15 protein-coding genes are annotated in these 20,046 nt (G+C 76.2%); 4 read left to right on the top strand and 11 right to left on the bottom strand.

Annotation, left to right across the window (positions count from 1 at the left end):
* Nucleotides 1-69: 69 nt before the first annotated feature.
* Nucleotides 70-810, bottom strand: a complete 741-nt coding sequence (locus D450_RS0124450) for a PhzF family phenazine biosynthesis protein (protein ID WP_017541256.1) — start codon at nt 808-810, stop codon at nt 70-72.
* Between the two features lie 162 nt (nt 811-972).
* Here D450_RS0124450 and D450_RS0124455 point away from each other — a divergent pair, with 162 nt between their 5' ends.
* Nucleotides 973-1,290: a DUF6221 family protein gene (locus D450_RS0124455; RefSeq protein WP_017541257.1), complete on the top strand. Its 318-nt coding sequence runs from the start codon at nt 973-975 to the stop codon at nt 1,288-1,290.
* A 95-nt stretch (nt 1,291-1,385) separates the two neighbouring features.
* On the opposite strand, the gene ispG is transcribed toward D450_RS0124455, so the two are convergent.
* From ispG to D450_RS0124490, 8 genes are all read right to left on the bottom strand, one after another.
* Complete coding sequence (gene ispG / locus D450_RS0124460) at nt 1,386-2,549, bottom strand: flavodoxin-dependent (E)-4-hydroxy-3-methylbut-2-enyl-diphosphate synthase (RefSeq protein ID WP_017541258.1); 1,164 nt, start codon at nt 2,547-2,549, stop codon at nt 1,386-1,388.
* Nucleotides 2,546-4,471 carry a 1-deoxy-D-xylulose-5-phosphate synthase gene (locus D450_RS0124465; RefSeq protein ID WP_017541259.1) on the bottom strand — a complete coding sequence of 642 codons (1,926 nt, stop codon included), beginning with the start codon at nt 4,469-4,471 and terminating at the stop codon, nt 2,546-2,548. Before D450_RS0124465 ends, ispG begins: the two co-directional genes overlap by 4 nt.
* Complete coding sequence (gene ispH / locus D450_RS0124470; protein WP_017541260.1) at nt 4,468-5,820, bottom strand: 4-hydroxy-3-methylbut-2-enyl diphosphate reductase; 1,353 nt, start codon at nt 5,818-5,820, stop codon at nt 4,468-4,470. The genes D450_RS0124465 and ispH overlap by 4 nt, the downstream gene beginning before the upstream one ends.
* A gap of 94 nt (nt 5,821-5,914) precedes the next feature.
* Nucleotides 5,915-7,033 carry a family 2 encapsulin nanocompartment cargo protein polyprenyl transferase gene (locus tag D450_RS0124475; protein ID WP_017541261.1) on the bottom strand — a complete coding sequence of 373 codons (1,119 nt, stop codon included), beginning with the start codon at nt 7,031-7,033 and terminating at the stop codon, nt 5,915-5,917.
* Between the two features lie 464 nt (nt 7,034-7,497).
* Nucleotides 7,498-8,934: a family 2B encapsulin nanocompartment shell protein gene (locus D450_RS0124480; RefSeq protein ID WP_017541262.1), complete on the bottom strand. Its 1,437-nt coding sequence runs from the start codon at nt 8,932-8,934 to the stop codon at nt 7,498-7,500.
* Entirely contained in the window at nt 8,931-9,230 is a 300-nt protein-coding gene (locus tag D450_RS34975) for a hypothetical protein (RefSeq protein ID WP_017541263.1), read from the bottom strand. Before D450_RS34975 ends, D450_RS0124480 begins: the two co-directional genes overlap by 4 nt.
* An 8-nt stretch (nt 9,231-9,238) precedes the next feature.
* A complete protein-coding gene (locus tag D450_RS31195; RefSeq protein ID WP_241483275.1) occupies nt 9,239-11,263 on the bottom strand; it encodes a terpene synthase family protein in 2,025 nt (674 codons plus the stop codon).
* Nucleotides 11,263-12,693, bottom strand: a complete 1,431-nt coding sequence (locus D450_RS0124490; RefSeq protein ID WP_017541264.1) for a family 2B encapsulin nanocompartment shell protein — start codon at nt 12,691-12,693, stop codon at nt 11,263-11,265. Before D450_RS0124490 ends, D450_RS31195 begins: the two co-directional genes overlap by 1 nt.
* Nucleotides 12,694-13,253: 560 nt before the next feature.
* Here D450_RS0124490 and D450_RS0124495 point away from each other — a divergent pair.
* From D450_RS0124495 to D450_RS0124505, 3 genes are all read left to right on the top strand, one after another.
* Entirely contained in the window at nt 13,254-14,531 is a 1,278-nt protein-coding gene (locus tag D450_RS0124495) for a sensor histidine kinase (RefSeq protein ID WP_026128751.1), read from the top strand.
* On the top strand, nt 14,525-15,238 hold the full coding sequence (locus D450_RS0124500; protein ID WP_017541266.1) for a response regulator transcription factor: 714 nt from the start codon (nt 14,525-14,527) through the stop codon (nt 15,236-15,238). The genes D450_RS0124495 and D450_RS0124500 overlap by 7 nt, the downstream gene beginning before the upstream one ends.
* Before the next feature lie 181 nt (nt 15,239-15,419).
* Entirely contained in the window at nt 15,420-16,025 is a 606-nt protein-coding gene (locus tag D450_RS0124505) for a response regulator transcription factor (RefSeq protein ID WP_017541267.1), read from the top strand.
* A gap of 18 nt (nt 16,026-16,043) precedes the next feature.
* Here the strand turns inward: D450_RS0124505 and D450_RS0124510 are convergent, their stop codons facing one another.
* Together D450_RS0124510 and D450_RS0124515 are read right to left on the bottom strand one after the other, a co-directional pair.
* Nucleotides 16,044-17,420, bottom strand: a complete 1,377-nt coding sequence (locus D450_RS0124510) for a hypothetical protein (protein ID WP_241483276.1) — start codon at nt 17,418-17,420, stop codon at nt 16,044-16,046.
* Nucleotides 17,417-19,756, bottom strand: a complete 2,340-nt coding sequence (locus D450_RS0124515; RefSeq protein WP_017541269.1) for a TOMM precursor leader peptide-binding protein — start codon at nt 19,754-19,756, stop codon at nt 17,417-17,419. Before D450_RS0124515 ends, D450_RS0124510 begins: the two co-directional genes overlap by 4 nt.
* Between the last annotated feature and the right edge of the window lie 290 nt (nt 19,757-20,046).

Here is a 20,046-nt window from a genome sequence, read left to right on the forward strand (position 1 = left end):
CCCCCGCCGCTGAGCGGAGCGATGGCACGGTCGACGCGCCCGTGCCGCCGCGGCGGCTCGGCAGGGGGATCAGGCGGATCGGTGCGTCGCCGGGGCGGGGAGGCCGCCGTCCTCCGCGAGGGCGACACCGCCTCCGAGGCCGATGGTGCCGTCGGGGCCCGGGCGGGTGCGGATGAGGGACGCCCGGCCCTGCCGGATGTCGAGGGGGCGCCCCAGCTCGCCGGCGAGGACCAGGGCGGCGGCTCCGGTGGCCTCGTCCTCGACGATGCCGTCGCCCCGGCGGGGGAAGCCGCGCGCGCGGACCAGCCCGGCCTCCTCGTCGGCCCACGCCCAGGCGTACAGCCACCCCTCGCCTTCGGGCGGGCCGGGCAGGGCCTCCAGCGCATCGGGGGAGGGGTGGCGCTCGGTGCGCCGCCCGGCGGCCCATTCCGGGCGGGCGCGGATCCACACGGTCCCGTCGGCGTCCTCCCGCACCGGCACGGTGCCCGCCTCGGGGCGCAGCGCCTCGACGGGGTGCCCGGACCGGCGGAGCAGCCAGGCGGTTCCCACCAGCGGGTGGCCGGCGAAGGGCAGGCGCACGCCCGGGGTGTAGATGTCGACGGCCCCGCTGTCCGGGTCGTCGACGAACACGGTCTCGCTGAAGCCCAGCCGCGCGGCCAGCGCCTGGCGCTCCTCCCGGGCGGGGAGCGCGCCCCCGTCGGGGACGACGCCCAGGGGGTTGCCCCCGGCGCCGTCGGGGCCGGTGAAGACGCGCAGGACGCGTACGGTCGGGCCTGCGGTACTCCGGGTTGCGGCGGTGTCGTCGTGCACAGGAGGATTCAACCACCGCCTCGGAGGCGGACGGGTCCGCCCTCCGGCCCGCGGCGGTGACCCCTGTCCGTGTCCGGCCGCACCGAGGGCCTCCCTCCGTGCCCGCACGGGTGGTAAGACGACGCGTGAGGGCGCAGCCGCAGGTGAAGGGAGCATGGTCGCGTGACCATCGTCGAGTTCCTCAACGCACGCTTGGACGAGGACGAGAGGGCCGCGCACGCAGCCTCCCCCGCCACCGGCGGCCCCGGGCGCGCCCGTGCGGACGCGGCGGCCAAACGGCGCATCGTGCAGGAGTACGTACGCGCCTACCGGGCGGGCCTGAACGCGATCGGCGGCCGCGGCGAGCCCGCGAGCGACGACTCGTGGGGCGCCCTCCACGCCTGGCGGAAGGCCTTGGAGCACCTGGCCTGGGCGTACTCGGGCCACCCGGACTTCGACCGTTCGTGGCTGACGCAGGAGCAGGGCGTCCCGAACCGGTGAGGCGCGGGGCCGCGGTCCACAGCCTGTGGGCGGGGGGTCTCCCGCCGCGCCCGGTTCGTCCCTCCGGTCCCCGGGCCCCGCCGCCGTGGAACCGGTCAGGCGCCCGCGGCCTCCCCCTCCTCCACGTCCTCCAGGTCCGCGATCTCCATGGCCTTCTCCACGAGCGCCTCCACGATCTGGGACTCCGGAACGGTCGCGACCACCTCGCCCTTCACGAAGATCTGCCCCTTGCCGTTGCCGCAGGACACGCCGATGTCGGCCTCCCGCGCCTCCCCGGGGCCGTTGACCACGCACCCCATCACCGCCACCCGCAGCGCCGCCGGGAACCCGTCGAAGGCGGCCGCCACCTCCTGGGCCAGCGTGTGCACGTCCACCTGGGCGCGCCCGCAGGAGGGGCAGGAGACGATCTCCAGCCCGCGCTCCCGGAGCGCGAACGCCTCCAGGACCTGGATGCCGACCTTGACCTCCTCCACCGGCGGCGCCGACAGCGACACCCGGACCGTGTCGCCGATCCCCCGGCTGAGCAGCGCCCCGAACGCCGCCGCCGACTTGACCGTGCCCTGCGGCGGCGGCCCCGCCTCGGTCACCCCCAGGTGCAGCGGGTAGTCGCAGCGCTCGGACAGCAGCTCGTAGGCGGGCACCATCACCGCCGGGTCGTGGTGCTTGACCGAGATCTTGAGGTCCCGGAACCCGTGCTCCTCGAACAGCGAGCACTCCCACAGCGCCGACTCCACCATCGCCTCGGGGGTGGCGCCGCCGTGCCGCGCCAGCAGGCGCGCGTCCAGCGACCCGGCGTTGACGCCGATCCGGATGGGCACGCCCGCCGCGCCCGCGGCGGCGGCGATCTCGCCGACCCGGTCGTCGAAGCGCTTGATGTTGCCCGGGTTGACCCGCACCGCCGCGCAGCCGGCGTCGATCGCCGCGAACACGTACTTGGGCTGGAAGTGGATGTCGGCGACCACCGGGATCTGCGACCGGGCGGCGATGACCGGCAGCGCCGCGGCGTCGTCGGCGCTGGGCACCGCCACCCGCACGATCTGGCAGCCCGCCGCGGTCAGCTCGGCGATCTGCTGCAGGGTGGCGTCGACGTCGGCGGTGACGGTGGTCGTCATGGACTGCACCGACACCGGGGCGCCGCCGCCCACCGGGACGCCGCCGACGTCGAGCCGTCGGGTGGGGCGGCGCTCGGGGGCGCGGGGCCCCGTCCACGGCTCGGGGTCGGAGGGCAGGCGGGGAAGGCCCAGTTCGGTCGGGCTCATCGCGGGCTCCTTTCCCGGCGGACCCCCGAGTGCCCGGGGGCTGCGGCCCGGGACCCGCCGTGCGGAAGGTGGTCGAGGACGGCGGCGGCGATGCCCGCCGGGTCGAGTCCGTGCTCGTCGAGGATCCCCGCGCGCGGCCCGTGCGGCAGGAACCGCGGCGGCAGCGCCAGGGTGACCGTCCGGGTGGCCGGCCCGCGCCGGGCCAGCTCCTGGCCGAGCCGGGCGCCCAGGGAGTTGGCGGCGGTCGCGTCCTCGGCGGTCAGCACGAGCGGGTGCGCGGCGGCCAGCTCCACCAGGGCGTCGTCCAGCGGGGCGATCCACCGCGGGTCGGCCGCGGTGGCGGGCACCCCGCGGGCGGCCAGCATGCGGGAGGCCTCCAGGCAGGCCCCCGCCATCGGCCCCGTCCCGAGCAGCAGCACCTCGGCGGCGGGGTCCTCCCGCAGCAGGTCGCAGTGGCCGATCCGGGCGCGGGCGGGCACGTCCGGGCCGGCCGACGCCTTGGGGTAGCGCAGCGCGGCGGGGCCGCCCTCCTCGGCGAGGGCCTCGCGCAGCAGCTCCCGCAGCGAGGAGCAGTCCCGGGGCGCGGCCAGCCGCATCCCCGGCACCACCGGGAGCAGCGCCGCGTCCCACATGCCGTGGTGGCTGGGCCCGTCCGGGCCGGTCACCCCGGCGCGGTCCAGCACCAGCACCACCGGCAGCCGGTGCAGGGCCACGTCCATCAGCACCTGGTCGAAGGCGCGCCCGAGGAAGGTGGAGTACAGCGCCACCACCGGCCGGGCGCCGCCCAGGGCGAGCCCGGCGGCCGAGGTCACCGCGTGCTGCTCGGCGATGCCCACGTCGTAGACCCGGTCGGGGAAGCGGCGGGCGAAGGGCTCCAGCCCGGTGGGGCCGGCCATGGCGGCGGTCACGCAGACCACCTCCGGGCGCTCGGCGCCGATCGCGGCGACCTCCTCGCCGAACACCGAGGTCCAGGACGGGCCCGAGGGGGAGCGGGAGCGCCCGGTGCGCGGGTCGACCACCCCGACGGTGTGCAGGCGGTCGGCGCGGTCCCGTTCGGCGGGCGGGTACCCGAGCCCCTTGCGGGTGACGCAGTGCACCACCACCGGCCGCCCCAGGGCGGCCGCCCGGCGCAGCGCCTCCTCCAGCGCCTCGGTGTCGTGCCCGTCGACGGGGCCGAGGTAGGCGAGTCCGAGGACGGAGAACACGTCCCCGGCGCCCGGAGCCTCCCGCCCGTCCCGTTCCCCGCCGTCCCCTGCGGCACCGCGCAGCCGCTCCAGGTGCGCGGCCAGGCCGCCCGAGGTGGGGGCGTAGGAGCGGCCGTTGTCGTTGAGCACCACCACGACCGGGCGGTCGGGGGCGGCGCCCAGGTTGTTCAGCGCCTCCAGGCTCATCCCGCCGGTCAGTGCGCCGTCGCCGACCAGCGCCACCACCCGGCGGCGCCGGTCGCCGCGCAGGGCCAGCGCTTTGGTCAGCCCGTCGGCGTAGGACAGGGCGGTGGAGGCGTGCGAGTTCTCGATGACGTCGGCCGCCGACTCGGCGCGGCTGGGGTAGCCGGAGAGCCCGCCCTCCGAGCGCAGGCCGTCGAACCCCTCCCGCCGCCCGGTGAGCAGCTTGTGCACGTAGGACTGGTGGCCGGTGTCGAACAGCAGCACGTCCCCGCCCTCGCGGACGTCGAAGACCCGGTGCAGGGCCAGCGTCAGCTCCACCACGCCGAGGTTGGGCCCCAGGTGGCCGCCGGTCCGGCAGACCCGGTCGATGAGGAAGGCGCGGATCTGCCCGGCGAGGTCGGGCAGCAGGCCGGCGGGCAGGGCGCGCAGGTCCGCGGGGCCGCCGACGCGGTCCAGCAGCGGCGTGCGGGGCCCGGTCCCGTCGTCGCCGCCCGCCGCGGCCTGCGGCCGTGGTGTCCCCTGTGCCCGCGTCATCGGCGCCTCACCGGGGCGGGCAGGGTGAAGTGCACCGCCTCGCGGGCGGTCTCGTACTCCTCGACCGACAGCGGGCCCAGCCCCCGCAGGGCGTCGACCACCGCGTCCACCAGGGCGGGCGGGGCCGAGGCGCCGGCGGTCAGGCCGATGGCGCGCGCCCCCGCCAGCCACTCGGGGCGGATGTCGCCGGGGCCGTCGATCAGGTGCGCCGGTGTCCCGTGCCGCTCGGCCAGCTCGACCAGGCGCACCGAGTTCGAGGAGTTGTCCGAGCCGACGACGAGCACCGTGTCGGACTCGGCGGCGATGGCGGCCAGGGCGTCCTGCCGGTTGGTGGTGGCGTAGCAGATGTCGTCGGAGGCGGGCCCGCGCAGTGCGGGGAACCGGGCGCGCAGCGCGTCCACGATCTCCGCGGTCTCGTCCACGGCGAGCGTGGTCTGGGTGAGGTAGGAGACCCGGCCGGGGTCGGGCACCTCCACGCGGGCGGCCTCCTCGGGGGTCTGCACCAGGACGGTGCGGGAGGGCGCCTCGCCCAGGGTCCCCTCCACCTCCTCGTGCCCGCCGTGCCCGATGAGCAGCACGGTGTCCCCGCGCGAGGCGAACCGCCGGGCCTCGGCGTGCACCTTGGTGACGAGCGGGCAGGTCGCGTCGATGACGGACAGGCCGCGGCGGTCGGCGTCGTCACGGACCGCGGGCGAGACGCCGTGGGCGGAGAAGACCACGGTCTCCCCCTCGGGGACGGCGTCGAGCTCGTCCACGAAGACCGCACCGCGCTCTTCCAGTTCGGCGACGACGCGGGTGTTGTGCACGATCTGCTTGCGCACGTAGACCGGGGAACCGCGCTGTTCGAGCGCGCGCTCGACGATCTCGACGGCGCGCTCCACTCCCGCGCAGAAGGAGCGCGGGGCCGCCAGGAGCACCTGGCGGGGCGCCCCGGCCACCTCCTGCCAGGCGGAGAAGGCGGCCTGGACGGCCTCTCCGGCGGCGGGGCCTCCGTCGGGTCCCTCGACCTCGACCCCCAGCCCGACGCCGGAAGCGGTGCCGGAGGCCCCCGCTCCTCTCGCGGTGCCCGCCCGCCCATGTGCGCCCTCGGGCCCGCGAGCGTCGAGAACGGTGGCGAGCACGGCGCCCGCGCCGCCGCCGGTTCCGGGCAGGGCGACCGGGCCGCGCCGGACGGGCACCCCGGCGCGGGTGAGGGAGCCGGCCAGCAGGTCGGCCGCGGGGCAGGGGACGGACGGTCCGTCATCGGGGACCAGGACGTCGGCGACCAGCGCCGCCGTGCGCCCGGGGGGACCGGATGGTCCGTTGTCGCGGAGCGCCGGTTCGGCGCCGCCGGAAGGGGCTGCGGTCATGGCTTCCCTGCCTTTCTTCGGGGAGTGCGTTCCCGGCCCTCTGCGGGGCGGGGCGACCTCGGGGGCGCACGGCACGGACGGGCGGTCCCCGCGGTCAGCCGTCGCGGTGGGCGGCCAGGCGGGCCAGGGAGGACAGCTCCTCCCGGTGGCGGCCGTGCGGCACCGCCGTCCGCAGGGCCTCCAGGGCGTTCTCCAGCAGGGCGTCCGCGCGCTCGACGGCCCAGGTACGGCCGCCCGCCTCCTCCACGAGGGCCGCCGCGCGCTCCGCCTCCTCGTCCGAGAGCCGCTCCTGCCCGCTCATCAGCCCGTGCAGCTCGTCCCCCGCTCCGGTCCGGGACGCCACCGCCGCCACCACCGGCAGCGTCTTCTTGCGGCTGCGCAGGTCGGAGTGGACCGGTTTACCGGTCGCCTCCGGGTCGCCCCAGATCCCCAGCAGGTCGTCGGCGATCTGGAAGGACAGCCCCAGGTCCGCGCCGAAGTCGCGCATCGCCCCGACGCGGGCCGGCCCCGCGCCCGCCCACAGGGCGCCGAGCGCGGTGCAGCAGGCCAGCAGCGCACCGGTCTTGCCGCGGGCCATCCCCAGGCACTCCTCCAGCCCGACGTCCCCGCGGCGCTCGAAGGACAGGTCGGCCGACTGGCCGCCGATCAGGTCCTGCACCGCGGCGCCCACCATCCGCCCGGCCTCGGCGGCGCGGTGCGCCCCGACCTGCGAGCCGCCCCGCGAGAGCACCTCGAAGGCCAGGGTGAGCAGCGCGTCCCCGGCCAGTACCGCCGGGCCCGCGCCGAAGACGGTCCAGGCCGTGGGCCGGTGCCGCCGGGTGGTGTCGCCGTCCATCACGTCGTCGTGCAGCAGCGAGAAGTTGTGCACCAGCTCCACGGCGACCGCGGCCGGCAGCGCCCGCCGCGCGTCGCCGCCGACCGCCTCGGCGGACAGCAGCACCAGGGCCGGGCGCAGCGCCTTCCCGCCGCCGTCGGCGACGGGGCGGCCGTCCTCGTCGCACCAGCCGAAGTGGTACCCGGCGATCCGGCCCATCGCCGGGGGCAGGCCCTCCACGGCCTCCCGCAGCGCCGGGCCGACCAGGTCGCGGGAGTCGGAGAGCACGTCGGCGGCGCCGCGGGCGGGGCCGGCGGCGCGCCGCCCCGCCGCATCTGCCGCGGCGGCGGGGTCGAGGGAAGCGGCGGGGGACTCGGTGGCGGATTCTGTGGGGGACATGGAACCTCCCAAACGGGTCGGCGCGGCCGGGCGGACCGGTCGGGACCGGTGAACGGCCGGCGCGGGCGGTGGAGGAGACCACCGGCCGGCGGGCCGGGGCTCTGCATGCGCGTCCGTGGAATCGGTGCGGTCAGGGGTGGTCGGGGGCCTCGGCCCGGGACCTCGGCTCCGTCACACGGGTTCCTCGCCGGTCTGCTCCTCTCGGTCGTCGGGTGGCCACGCGGGGGTGCCTCCACCGACCAGGCCACGAACCTCCGTCGACGATCGAGGAGGCGGTCGGTGGACGCCTTTCGGTAGGCGAAGGCGCCGTAGGGGCGGGGCCGCATGCCGGGGAGCACCACCGGAGCGGCGCGGTCGGACGGGCCACGGTCGGGGAGCGCTCGGATGCCGCCGCCATCGGTCGCCCCCTTCCCGTGTGCGTGCGCCGTCGCCGGACGCGGGGAACCTCCGCCCCGTGCGGCGGGTCACCGGCCCAGTTCGACGTTCTCCAGCAGCCCCAGCGCGTCGGGCACCAGCACGGCGACCGAGTGGTAGGCGGTCACCAGGAAGCGGCGGATCGCCTGGTCGCCGATGTCCATGGCGCGCACCGACACCCCCGGCACGTGCTCGTCGGGCAGCCCCGTGCGGTGCAGCCCGATCACCCCCTCGTCCTGCTCGCCGGTGCGCATCACCAGCACCGACGTGGTCTGCGAGCGGCTGATCGGGATCTTGTCGCAGGGCAGCAGCGGCACCCCGCGCCACGTCGTCACCGCCTGCCCCTCCACCCGTGCCGTCCCGGGCATCACCCCGCGCCGGGTGCACTCGCGCCCGAAGGCCGCGATCGCCTTGGGGTGCGCCAGGAAGAACTCCGACTTGCGGCGCCGGCTGAGCAGCTCGTCCAGGTCGTCGGGGCCGGGCGGGCCCGACCGGGTGGACACCGTCTGGCGCGGGTCGGCGTTGTGCAGCAGCCCGAACCCCCGGTCGTTGACCAGGTCGTGCTCGCGCCGCTCCATCAGGGCCGAGACCGTCAGGCGCAGCTGCTCGCCCTGCTGGTCCATCGGCTCGCTGTACAGCTCTGCCACCCGGGTGTGCACCCGCAGCACCGTCTGGGCGATGCCCAGCTCGTACTCGCGGGGCGCGGGGTCGTAGTCGACGAACGTCCCGGGGATCGTCGGCTCCCCGCCGTGCCCGGCCGCCATCGCGACCGCCGCCTCGCCGAGCTTGTTGGTCCGCGGCCGGGGCGCCGACGCGGCCCTGCGCACCACCGCCTCCAGCGCCGGCACCCGGTCGCGCAACGCGGCGAAGTCGGCCGCGGAGAGCGCCAGCACCGTGCACGCGGTGGCGGCGGTCAGGGTCGCGTCCCACGGCTCGGCCTGCGAACGGGGCCCGGACAGCGCCGCCGACCCGGCGACCTCCCCCGAGGAGAGCAGCCCCAGCCGCGCCGGGTCGCCGAACTCCCCGGAGCGGGTGCGGCGCACCTTGCCGTGCGCGACGAGCAGCACCCGGTCGGCGGGGCTCCCGGCCTCGGCGATCACCTCGCCGGGCCGGTAGCGCACCGCGGTGAAGGCGTCGGCGACCGCGTTCAGCGCCTCCATTCCCTGCGGGCTCCCCTCGTCGGCGCCGCGCAGCAGGGACACCTCGCGCAGTCCCGCCGGGAGGGGGCGGTGCTCGGTGCCGACGCGGACGATCGGGACCCGCCCGTCGCCGACGGTGTGGGTGAGCCGGCGGTTGACCCGGTAGGCACCGCCGGGGACGTCCGTCCAGGGCAGCATCCGGGACAGCCAGCGGGGGGTGGTCTCCAGGGTGGCCGGCGGGGTCTTGGTGGTCGTGGAGAGTTTGCGCGCGGCACCGGTGGTCAGGCTCTGCGGGGGCGGGGGGACCCCGTCCGCGGCCGCGCCGGGGCCGTCGTGCGTCTGGGTCATGGTGCGCACCGTTCGTCGAGGGGCGGTCGGTCGAAGAGGGGGTGGGCGGGGCCGGAGACGCGGGCTGCCGCGGCCGGCCGGTCGGCTCTGGTGCGGTCGGTCTCGGTCGGGGGCACGGGGCCGCCGCGCGCGTCGGGGCGGGGCGGGCGGGCGGCCGCGGTGCCCGGGCCGCCCGGGCCGCCGAGCAGGCGGCGCAGGGCCGGGCCCCCGGACCCCGGCGCCGCCGGGGCCCGGTAGCGGCCCGTGGCCCGGGACCACTCGTGGTCCCCGGCCAGCCAGAGGCGGAGGTCGTTCATGTACCGCTCTACCCGCGCCGCGGCCCCGCGCCCCAGCTCCAGCTCGGCGCAGAGCGCCGGGACGTCCTGCCGCGCGGCCCGCTCGAACTCCTCCAGACGGGCGTCGGCGGCCGCCGCCCGCNTGCAGAGGTCCCGAAGAACCGCTGCGCCACCAGAACGCCGTTGTTGACGTCGCCCTCCTCCTCCATCTCCTTGCGGAAGGAGAGGATGTCGTTGCGCAGCGGCCCAACGTCGGCCCAGGACTCGGTGAGCGCCCGGACCGCGTCCTCGGCCAGGAACTCCTCGGGCAGCGGGTCGCCCCCCTCGCCCTCGGCTGCCAGCCGGGCCAGCCCCAGGGAGAAGGAGGTGCCGGCGGTGCGGCGGCGCATCTCGATGTAGTCGATGGGGTCGGGCACCCGGTGCTGGGCGTCGTTGGCCAGCTCCCACAGCCAGGACTCCACGAACCCGCCGACCAGGTCGGGGAAGGCGGCCCGGGCGGTGGGCCCCAGCAGCGGCGCGGTGCGCCGCCACAGGTCGGCCAGGCCGCGCTGGGCCGGGTCGGCCGGGGCCGGGCCCGCCGCCGGGTCCGGCCCCAGGAACGCCCGCAGCCCCTCCAGGTAGGCCCGCGCCCCGGCCCGGTCCCGGCGCAGCTTGAACTCCTGGACCACCATGTCGTCGAGGTAGAAGCCCCACACGTGCCAGTCGCCGACCAGCTCCAGCTCCTCGGCCCCGGCCCGGGGATGGGTGAGGGCGGCGAACCGGCCGTAGTCGGCGTCCTCGAAGGCGCCGGGGCCCCACACCGGGGTGGAGAGCATGCCCATCGCGCCCGCCCACTCCCGCACGTGCGCCCGCACCTGCTCCAGCCGGGGGTTGGTCCGGTGCGGGTAGGGCATCGTGAACTCCGGCGCCTCGACGGGTTCGGCCGGGGCGCGCGGCACCGGGCCGTGCGAGGCGGCCAGCGCCCGCGCGCCCAGGGCGGCGGTGGCCCCCGCGCGCACCGCGGCCGTGCCCGTCCCGGAGGGGACCGGCAGGCCGCTCGCGGCGGCGGTCGAGGCCGCCCCCGGGTAGCGCCCGGACTGCAGGTGCCACTCGTCGGTCCCGGAGAACCACTCCTGCAGCCCCTTGACGTACCGCAGCACGCGGGCCTTCTCCTCCTCGTCGAGCGCGTGCTCGGCGAACAGCGCCGGCAGCTCGGCCACCGCGGTGTTCTCGATCAGCCGCATCCGCGACCCGACGACGTCGCGCATCACCTCGGCCGCGCGCTGCGGCCCGCAGCCCAGGAAGGTGTCCATCACCAGGACGCCGTTGTCGAGCTCGCCCTCCTCCTCGACCTCGCGCTGGTAGGAGTACACGTCGTTGTGCATCCCGGCGGCGTCGGCGAAGGCGTCGGTGATCACCCGCATCGGCCGGGTGCGGGCCACCCGGGCGGGCAGCTCGGCCCCGATCACCGCCTCCACCAGCCCGGCCGACCACTCGGCCCCGCCGGCGCGGCGCCGCATCTGCAGGTAGTCGATGGGGTTGGCGACCTCGTCCTTGGCGATGGAGACCAGCTCGCGCAGCGACTCGTCGGTGAGGTTGCGGGTGTAGCCCAGGAACCGCTCGCGCCAGTCCCGGGACATCGCCGGTGCGGTGCGCCGCCACAGGTCGGCCAGGGACCGCTCGACGGGGGCGGCGGTGGCGGGCACCTGGGCCTCCGGGTCGAGCGGCATGAACGCCCGCAGGCCCAGCAGGTAGTCCCGGGCGGCCCGCCGGTCCCGGGTCCGCTTGAACATCTCCAGGAAGTGGTCGTCGAAGTAGAACACCCACACGTACCAGTCGGAGGCCAGCTTCATCAGCCGCTCGTCGCAGTCGGGGTGGGTGTAGGCGGCCAGCAGCGGGAAGTCGTGGGCCTCGTACTTCCTCCGGCTCCACACGGGCGCGCCGTCGGGCCCGGTGTCGTCGAAGATGCCCATCTCCTCGCTCCAGGCTCTGGAGTGCTCCCGCGCGGCCTCCACGTGGGGGTTCAGCCGCGCGGGGTAGAGCGCGTAGAACGGCGGGATGCGGTAGGGGTGCATCAGGCCTGCCCGTGCTCCCGGCCGATCTCGACGTGCTCCAGGATCCCCAGCGCGTCGGGCACCAGCACCGCCGCGGAGTAGTAGGTGCTGACCAGGTAGGAGATGATCGCCTTCTCGTCGATGCCCATGAACCGCACGGACAGCCCGGGCTCGTACTCGTCGGGCAGGCCGGTCTGGTTCAGCCCGATCACGCCCTGGTTCTGCTCGCCGGTGCGCATGAGCATGATCGAGGAGGTGCGGGTGGAGCTGACCGGGATCTTGTTGCACGGGAAGATCGGCACCCCGCGCCAGGCCGGGATCTGGTGCCCGCCGTGGTCGACGGTCTGCGGGTAGAGGCCGCGCTCGGAGCACTCGCGCCCGAAGGCGGCGATCGCCCGCGGGTGGGCCAGGAAGAACGCCGGCTCCTTCCACACCAGCCCGAGCAGCTCGTCCATGTCGTCGGGGGTGGGCGGCCCGGTCCGGGTGGGGATGCGCTGCTCCAGCGCGGCGTTGTGCAGCAGACCGAAGTCGCGGTTGTTGACCATCTCGCTCTCCTGGCGCTCGCGCAGCGCCTCGATGGTCAGCCGCAGCTGCTCGCCGACCTGGCTCATCGGCTCGTTGTACAGGTCGGCCACCCGGGTGTGGACCCGCAGCACGGTCTGGGCCACGCTCAGCTCGTACTCGCGCGGCGCCAGCTCGTAGTCGACGAAGGTGCCCGGCAGGTCGGGCTCGCCGACGTGGCCGGAGGACATGTCGATGGCGGCCTCGCCGTGCTCGTTGACGGGCGCGTCCAGCCCGGACAGGAAGGCCTCGACGTGCGCGCGCAGGTCGTCGGAGCGGTCGGCGAGCTCCTGGAAGGCCGTCCGGTGCAGGGAGAGCACGGTGGTGGGGGTGACCGCCTTGACGGTGATCTCCCACTGGTCGCCCTCGCCCACCAGCGACAGGTCGCCGAAGTGGTCGCCGTCGACCAGGGTCTCCAGCACCACCGGGTCGCCGAACTCCCCGGTGCCGATCTCGTTGGCCTTGCCGTGCGCCACCAGGTGGACCCGGTCGGCGGCGTCCCCGGTGGTGACGATCGGCTGGCCCGGCTCGTACTCGTGCTGCTCGAAGCGGGCGGCCAGCTCCGCGAGCAGGGCGTCGTCGTCGAACCCGCGCAGCAGCGGGAGCTCGCGCAGCTCCTGGGGGATCACCGAGATCTCGGCGCCGCGGGTGGTGAAGGTGACCCGGCCGTCGCCGACCACGGCGCTGAGCCGGCGGTTCACCCGGTAGGCGCCGCCCGCGGTGCGCACCCAGGGCAGCAGCCGCAGCAGCCAGCGGGAGGAGATCTCCTGCATCTGCGGCTGGGACTTGGTGGTCGTCGCCAGGTTGCGCGCCGCGGCCGTACCGAGGCTGCGCTGGGGCTGGGGGGCGCCGTCCTGGGGTCCGGTACCGGTTTCGAGCTGCTCGGTCACAGTGCACCGCCGTTTCTGCAGTCGCGTGGACGTGTCAAAGGGGGCGCCCGGGACGGTCCGCCCGGACGGCTCCGCGGGGGCGCGGATTCCTCCGGAAGGTCCGTTCGGGCGTACGGGGGTCGAAAGGCCCGCTCGGTCGACCGACGTCCTACCCCCGCCTTTCTGGGGACATGCCGGAGCATATTCACGACGGGCGGTGAAATGCGTGCGATCCGGTGTGGTGTGTGTGATTCGGTCCAGAGTGGAGTGATCCGGAGAAGTGCGGTGTACCGCCTTCGGGCTGCGAAGGAACGAGGGAGGTGCGGGTTGCGGCCATGCGTCAACCATTTCCGGAAAGAAGTGGTGAGTGCGGGTTTTCGTCCCTGTGGATCCGCCATGTATTCGGCGCACATCCCCGGAGCCGGCGCATCCTCATCCTCTTTGTCTGAGTGAATTGTTTTGAACCGTTGATCGGGTATAGGGGGACACGGCGGGCACGGTCGGAATGCGCGTGCGGGCGCAGAGTGAGGGGAATGTCCGACGGTAGGGTCGGAGTCGGATTCGGCCGGAGGGGGTGCGCGGTGGCGCGGTCAGTGCGGCGGTGGGCGCTGGACGTGCTCGTCTTCCTGTTCGTGTTCGCCTGGGCGCCGCTCATGGTGCTGGTCGCGGCGGCCGAGGAAGTCCCGCGCCAGGTCCCCCCGGCCCTCGTCACCCTCGACCAGCTCGCGTGGCTGGTCTCCCTGGGGGCGGTGTGGCTGCGCCGCCGGTGGCCGGTGGGGGTGGCCGTGGTGCTGGTCGCGCTGAGCACCTTCTCCGAGTTCGCCGGCGGCGCGATGCTGGTGGCCCTGTACGGGGCGGCGCTGCGGCGCCCGCCCCGGACCGCCCTGGTGATCGGCGGCGCGGCGTCGGCCGCGGCCCTGGTCTTCGGGGTGCTGCGCCCCGACCCCGCCCTGCCCTACGCCTTCAACCTGCTGTTCAGCCTGGTGGCCGGCGGCGGGACGTCGTTCGCGGTGCTGGGCTGGGGCATGTACGCCCGGACCCGCCGCAGCCTGGTGGACTCGCTGCGCGAGCGCGCGGTGCGGGCCGAGGGGGAGGCGCGGGCCCAGGCCGAGCGGGTGCGGCTGGCCGAGCGGGAGGCGGTGCTGCTGGCCGAGCGGGCGCGGCTGGCCGAGCGCGAGCGCATCACCCGGGAGATGCACGACGTCCTGGGGCACCGCCTGTCCCTGCTGAGCGTGCACGCCGGGGCGCTGGAGTACCGTCGCGACGCCCCGCCCGAGGAGGTCGCCCGCGCGTCCGGGGTGATCCGGGAGAGCGCGCACCGGGCCTTGGAGGACCTGCGCGAGGTGATCGGCATGCTGCGCTCCGACGGTCCGGACGGCGTCGCGGGCGGTGCCGACGGTGCGGGCGGTGCGCCCGGCCTGGAGGAGGCCGGGCCGGGGGAGCGCCCGCAGCCCGGGCTGGAGGCGGTCGGCGGCCTGGTGGAGGAGTCCCGCCAGGCGGGCATGGACGTGGCCCTGGAGGAGGAGGTCGGCGCCCCTGGCGAGGCGCCCGGGGCGGTGGGGCGCAGCGCCTACCGGATCGTGCAGGAGTGCCTGACCAACGCGCGCAAGCACGCTCCGGGCGCGCGGGTCGCGGTGCGGGTGTCCGGCGGGCCGGGCGCCGGGCTGGAGGTGGAGGTGGTCTCCGGGCCGCCGGGGGAGGCCGGGGGAGGCTCCGCGCCCCCTGCCGGCGCCGGGTCGGGCAGCGGCCTGGTCGGACTGGCCGAGCGGGCGGAGCTGTCCGGGGGGCGCCTGGAGCACGGGCGCCGCGCCGACGGCGGGTTCGGGGTGCGGGCCTGGCTACCCTGGGCGGCATGGTGAGCACCCCGCAGGACACCGGGCAGGGCGGCGACTCCGCCCACGGGCCGCGCACCCGGGTGCTGCTGGCCGACGACGATCCGATGGTCCGCTCCGGGCTGGCGCTGATGCTCGGCGGGGCGCCCGACATCGAGGTGGCCGGCGAGGCCGGGGACGGCGACGAGGCCTGTGCACAGGTCCGGCGGCTGCGCCCGGACGTGGTCCTGATGGACATCCGGATGCCCGGAACCGACGGCCTGGCGGCGACCGAGGCGCTGCGCGCCGCGCCGGACGCGCCCGAGGTGCTCATCCTGACCACGTTCGACACCGACGAGCACGTGCTGCGGGCGCTGCGCGCGGGCGCGGCCGGCTTCCTGCTCAAGGACACCCGCCCCGAGGAGATCGTCGGGGCGCTGCGGCGCCTGCGCGCCGGTGAGCCGGTGCTCTCCCCTGCGGTCGCCCGGCGCCTGATCGCGCACGTGGCCGGAGGCGGGGACGAGGCCCTGCGGCGGCGCGACCGGGCGCGCGGGCGGCTGGCCCTGCTCAGCGACCGGGAGCGCGAGGTGGCCTCGGCGATCGGCCGGGGCGCCTCCAATGCCGAGATCGCCGAAGCGTTGTTCATGAGCCTGCCCACCGTCAAGACCCACGTTTCCCGGATCCTCGCCAAGCTCGATCTGAACAACCGTGTGCAGATCGCGCTGCTCGCCAATGACGCCGAGCAGCCCTCCTGAGGCGACGGCGCTGAATCCGCAGGTGGTCGACCCTTCCGCGGATATCCTGTCCGAAAGTGGACAATTGTGAAAAGTCGGGATGAGGTCGGGGCCTATAAGGTGTCCGAAGGCGGCCACCGCCCCCCGTGGCGGCGGAGAGCGGGCCGCTGCCGTTCACCGCCGAAAGGAAGAGAACACAGCAGTGATCCGGGTGATCCTGGCCGAAGACATGCACATGGTCCGGGGAGCGCTGGTGTCCCTCCTCGGCCTTGAGGACGATATCGAGGTGGTGGCGGAACTGGTCTCGGGGGACGAGATCCTCCCGGCCGTTCTGCGGCACCGGCCCGACGTCGCGATCATCGACATCGACCTGCCGGGCAAGGACGGGCTCACCGCCGCGACCGAGATCCGGGACAAGGCGCCCGACACGCGCACCCTCATCCTCACCAGTCTGGGCAAGCCGGGGACGATGCGGCGCGCCCTGGAGGCCAAGGTCGGCGGCTTCCTGCTCAAGGACGCCCCGCCCAAGGAGCTCGCCGACGCCGTGCGCGGGGTGAACTCCGGGCGCCGGGTCGTCGACGGGGAGCTGGCGCTGGCCGCCTTCGAGACCGAGGAGTGCCCGCTGACCCCCCGCGAGCTGGACGTGCTCCGGCTGGCCGCGGACGGGATCGACGTCACCGACATCGCCGGGCGGCTCTTCCTGACCGCCGGCACGGTGCGCAACTACCTGACATCGGCGACCACCAAGCTCAACGCCCGCAACCGGGTGGACGCCATCCGCATCGCCGGGGAGGCCGGCTGGATCTGACCGGTCGGCCGCCGGCCCTCACCCGGCGCCGACGTCGCCGGTGGGGATCTCGGCGATGCCGTCCAGCCGCAGCGCCCGGGCCGAGGTCTCGCCGTCCCCGGTGACCAGGACCGAGGCGGCCAGGCGCATGTCCTGGGCGGCCTGGCGCAGCCGCTCCTGCAGCGCGCCGGTCAGCAGCAGCGCGGTGGCGTAGGGGCTGGCCTCGACCGACCGCGGGATGGCCGGCATCCGGGCCGCGATGGTGATCAGCACCGCAGGGGCCGGACCGCCGCCGCCGGCCACCCGGGCGCAGTCCAGCAGCGCCTGTACGTCCTGCTCGTCGGAGTTGACCAGCCACAGATCGTGCCCCCGCGGGGAGTAGCGGTAGATGCCGCGCTCCACGTCGCGGCTCCGGTTGACGGTGACGTAGAAGTCCAGCGAGCGCTCCGGCCCCAGCACCGCCGGGACCGCGTCCAGCACGCCGGGGGCGCCCTGGTCCAGGGCCCGGGAGAGCAGCGTGCCCAGGTCGACGGCGCGCAGCGGGCGGCCCGGCCCCGGGGGCGCCGAGCCGCCCGCCGGCGCCGCCGCACCGGGGAGGGGGATCCGCCGGGGCGGCGGCCGGTGCCCGCGGGTGGCCCGGGCGGCCGCGGCCAGCGACCGGCCGTCGCGCCCGGGGCGGCGCCGGGAGTGGAACAGCAGGTCGTGCGGGGACCAGGGGGCCAGCCGGGCATCGGTGTCCTCCAGCAGGACCGGGCGGCCCCCCTCGGACCCGCGCCGGCCCCGAACCGCCACGCCGGCGGCGGTGAGGTGGGCGAGCACCTCCCACAGCACCGGGGGCGGCACGTCGTCCAGCGCCTCGGCCAGCTCCTCGGGCCCCACCGGTGCGGCCAGGGCCCCGATCACCCGCAGCGCCTCGGGCCGGTGCAGCACCACGCGGTGCAGCGCCAGCGGGGACTCGGCCAGCATCCGGGTGCCCGAGGTGCGCACCACCGCGTACCGGGACACCCGCACCACCAGCCCCGGCGCGGGCTCGGTCGGCAGCGGCGGGGCGAACCGGGCCCGCGGCGCGACCGGCTCTACGGACAGCACCGGCCCGCCCAGGTTCCCGTCGGACAGCGAGTGGACCACGCACCCGTCCAGCTCGTGCAGCACGCGCCGGAGCTCCCCCCGCTCCCGGTCCCGCTCGGGGCCCTCCGGGGGGAGCACGTTGTCCGGGCAGACCGGGCCCAGCGACATCCGGTCCAGCAGCGTCCGCACGGCGGGTCCGGGTTCGGCGACGCGGACGTCCCCCCACTGCGAGGCGACGGTCAGCGAACCGTCGCCGCCCTGTTCGACCAGGGCGCCGTCGATGAGGGAGAGCAGTCGCTGGGGGTGTGCCCCGCCGCCGTGCTGGAACATCTGCCGTCCAAGGGTCACAGGAATATGGGGACCGGGTTCAGCTCCTCGTACGGCGTCGGCGCGGTGAGCCTGCCCAGCTCCACGGGGACGTCGAAGAGGCGGCCCGGGGCGAACCGGGACCAGAAGCCGCGCAGGCCCGGCACGATGACCTTGGCCACCGGGAGCCCGATGTCCGGCCGGGTCTGGTCGAGCACCAGCGTCTCCAGGCCCGCCGCGGCGAACCGGTCGCGCAGGGTGCGCACGTCGGCGGCGAGGTCGTCGCCGGCGGCCCCGCTGTAGTCGGCGGGCCGCAGCGGGCGCCGCTGCGGGTCGGGCAGCAGGTAGGGGGCGCCGTCGGTGCCGGGCCCGGCGAGCCAGCGGGCCGCGTCGGGGTCGTCCGAGCCCCGGACCCCCTCCGCGCACGGGATCATCTGGCAGGCCTCGGCCACCGCCCGGCGCAGTGCGGTGCGGGCGTCCAGGTGGGCGCCGAAGCCGAACATCACGTTCTGCGGCCCCGGGCCGGTGTTGCGGTACACGGCGGCCATCGCGGGCACGCCCAGGTCGGAGGTGACGTCCAGGACCCACAGCCGCCGCCCGGCGTCGGCGAACGCCTCGCGCATCCGGTCCACCCACGGGTCGGCGAAGGCGTCCAGGTCCACGCCCGGCTGCCGGGTGCGGTTGTACCACCACAGCGCCACCGCGTCCCGCTCCACCAGTTCCAGGGCGCCCTGCAGGACCGCGTCCTCCAGGCTGGTCCCGGCCGCGTTGCCGTTGGAGTCGGCCACCACCGGGGCCCAGCCCGGCTCGTGCGGCGCGCCGAAGTAGAGCAGGGCGGTGGGCAGCAGGCGCGTGCGCTCGCCGGTCAGCGACCACACCGGGGTCCAGTCCAGGGGGGAGTGGTCGTCGAACGGGTCGCACACGTGCTGGAAGGGGCCGTGCTCGGCGTTCCAGCGCTCCCGGCCGGGGTACTGCCGCGGGTCGTAGAGCATGCACGCGTCCGGGTGCACGGCCCGGTCGGCCAGCTCGGCGTAGCTGCCGCGGACCACCTCTTCGTCGCCGTGGTAGGCGCCGCTGTGCCGCTCCAGGGCCTCGCACAGCGCGCTGACCCGGGCGTGCAGGTCGGTGGTGCCCTTGCCGCCGTTCTCCGCCCGGGTGACCATGCGCATCTGCTCCAGGTCGGTCCAGGCGGCGGCGATGTTGGGGCCGCTGCGGTAGATGTGCGCCCCGGGCGGCGCGGAGGGGTCGGCGCGCAGCTCCTTGACCAGGCCGGTGACCGGGCTGACCAGGTGGCCGAAGTCCGCCAGCACGTCCTCGGCGGCGCGCGAGCGGTGCCCGGTGGCGCCATCGGGCGTCTTGGGGCGGGGGTGCAGCTCCACGGGGCGCCGTGTCCGGGCGCGCACCAGGCCGGGGTTGCCGCAGTAGGCGCACTGCGGGCGGGCGCGCAGCTCGTGGTGGCGGGTCTGCAGAGTGAGGCTGTCCAGGGTCCACACCGCGCGCTGGTTCCCGTCGCGGTGGCCCGCCGTCCACTTGGCCGCCTCCAGGGCGATGATCCCCAGTGCCGCTGAGGAGAGCGCGGGGACGGTGGGCGAGGGGCACGCGACGGGACCGGTCAGGCGCAGGTCGCGCTGGGCGCGCAGCTCCGCCTGGCGGTGGAAGCGCAGCCGGTGGGCGAGGCAGTGCCAGCAGGCGCCGCCCTGGCCCGGGGTGAAGAAGGGGCCGATCCACACCCGGGCCCCGGTGGGGCGGGCGAGCAGCCAGGGGCGGCCCCGGGCCCGGTGCGCGGCGTCGATCTCGTCCAGGCCGGCGTCCAGGTAGTCGCCGCAGAGCACCACCGACAGGGCGGAGCCGTCGGCCGGTGCGTAGCCGGTGCCGGGGCGGTGCGCGACCGCGTCGGCGGTACGCAGCCCGGTGCCGGCCAGGGCGCGCAGCGCCGCGGTGGCGTCGGCGCCGCCGACGGAGACCGGCTGGACGGGGGCGGCGTCGGTGGCGCGGGCGACCGCGGCCGGCACCAGCCCCGCGGCCTCCCAGTAGGCGGCCTGGGCGGGCGGCTGCGGCGCGGTCGGGGCGACCAGGCCGGCCTCGCGCAGACGGCCGATGATCCGGTCGACGGCGTCGGGGGACAGGCCTGCGGGCGCGCTCCGCCGGAGCGCGCCGAGGTCGCGGGTGCCGTCCAGGAGCGGGGCGAGCGCCTCGATCCCGGCGCCGCGCAGGGTGGTCACGCCGGTCTCGGAGAACAGGTAGACGCCCTCGCCGGGGACGGTCTCGGCGCGCAGCCCGGCCCGGAAGCCCAGCGGCTCCGGGGCCGCGCCCCGGTCGAGGGGTTCCCGGCTTCCGCGGTCTTCGCGCCGGTCGCTGTCGGGTACGGCCGGGCGCATCTCAGACCACCCTTTCGGCAGTGGCGGCAGCGGTGGCAGAGGCGGCGCGGTCCAACGGCGTCGGTGTCGTCTCGGCGGTCGGTGCGAGGGTCATCCGGGGCCTCCTGCGTCCGGGGAGGAGCGTCCTAGGGGTGGGGTCGGTAGGGGTCCTTCGTTCAGGGTGAGCGGGGCAGACTCATTCTGGCCGTCCGCGCGCCTGTACCGGCAGCGCGTTCGTCATCCACGCGTATGTGAATTCCTCACAGGGCCGGAGGCGGATGAGGGGCCTCTCCGGCCCCGGCGGCCAAGCC

Source organism: Nocardiopsis halophila DSM 44494 (assembly GCF_000341245.1).
Lineage (GTDB): Bacteria > Actinomycetota > Actinomycetes > Streptosporangiales > Streptosporangiaceae > Nocardiopsis_A > Nocardiopsis_A halophila.